We start from the raw sequence: 1,515 nt of genomic DNA on the forward strand, positions 1-1,515 counted from the left end.
GCGCCCTGCGTGGGCACCTTCCACACCGTGGACTTGCCGGTCTGCCGGTCCCACTTGCCGATCATGTCCCCCAGGATCACCGTGAACCACACGTTCTGCTTCGAGTCCACCACGGGACTGTGCCCGCGGCCCTTGCTCCGCCCGGTGGAATCCATCGGATACCGGATGATGCTGCCGGTCGCGGGATCGAGCTCGCCCAGATGAAACCCGGCTGTCTCCGCGAACCACACGTGTCCCCTGGCGTCCACCGTGAGGCCATGGGGATCCGCCTTGGGATCGGGCATGACCCAGTCCTTGAACTCGCCCGTGCGCGGGTCGACCCGTCCGATGCGGTTGGGGATGCTGCGGTCGGTGTACCAGACGTTGCCCTGCTGGTCGAAGTGCGGTTGCTGCGTGCGCCGCTGCTTGTTGCCGGCGTCGAGCTTGGGATCGAGGGGCAAGTAGTACTCGACGTACATGGCCTTGCCCAGCGCGGCCTCGTCCACGGGGAACTCGGCCTCGGCCCGGAGCCCGCGCGGGGGGCTGCCGGGGCCGAAGTGCCGGGCGAGGTACGCGAGGAGGGTCGCCCGATCCGGCTGACTCAGGGCGCCCGGCGGGACCATGGCGCCGCGCTCGCTCGCCGTGGCGCCCGTCATGAGGTCGATGAACGCATTCCACTGTGTCTCGTGGTACTGCTTGCTCGGGAAGAAATTCTTCCCGTGACAGTACGTGCAGTTCTTCTCGAGCAGCACGCGGCCGGGCTCGCGGGGATAGAGCTCATCGTAGGAGAGGAGCTTCACGTCCGTCCCCGCGCCCGACGTGAACCCGAACTCGCCCTGCCGCACGCCCGGGCCCGCCTGCTCGCGGAGCGCGAAGTCGAGCGTCGCCTTGACGCCCGCCGCGAGCGTGATCTTCTGCGTGTCGGCGGCGAGTCCCGCCTTGCGGACCGTCACCTCGTAGTCGCCGGGGAAGAGATTCGGTGCTCGGTAGCGCCCGCCGCTCGTGTACACCATGAAGAGCACCTGCTTGTCCACGTTCATGATGTGGACCTGGGCGGCCTTGAACGGCTTCGGAGCTTGCACCGTTCCGGACAATGACGCCAGCCCATCCAGGGAGTCGGCGTTGGCCGCCCGGGCTGGCCGCGCGAACTCGGCGGCGCCGAACCAGATGAGGCCCAGGACGATCAGGACCGCGGCGACGAAGAGCGTGTGCAGTTTGCGCATGGGCGTGCTCCTCCTGGGCCTTTTGGGCCCCGAGTCATCCTCCGCCGCCGCGGGCTCGTGGTCAAGGGGCGGGCACCGGGCGCCAATGGTAGCCCTGCCCGCCGCAAGAGAAAGAACTCGACCTGCGCTTGCGCGCTGTCGGGCGGGGCGCTAGGCTCACGGGGCGATCGAGCGAGACAGGGAACGGATGACAGCCATGCCAGAGAGCATCTTCGCGAGCGGACTCGGGTCCGGCCCCGCCAACTTCTCGCCATTGACGCCGCTGCGATTCCTGTCGCGCTCGGCCGCCATCTATCCCGACCGCACCGCGATC

Annotated in this window: 1 protein-coding gene; it reads right to left on the reverse strand. The window is 68.5% G+C overall.

Going from position 1 to position 1,515, the window contains the following annotated elements:
* A partial coding sequence (locus VGT00_02470; GenBank protein HEV8530262.1) for a carboxypeptidase regulatory-like domain-containing protein occupies positions 1 to 1,202 on the reverse strand: 1,202 nt, incomplete at its 3' end.
* Between the last annotated feature and the right edge of the window lie 313 nt (positions 1,203 to 1,515).

The organism is Candidatus Methylomirabilota bacterium, from assembly GCA_036002485.1.
In the GTDB taxonomy this organism is placed as follows: Bacteria; Methylomirabilota; Methylomirabilia; order Rokubacteriales; family CSP1-6; genus AR37.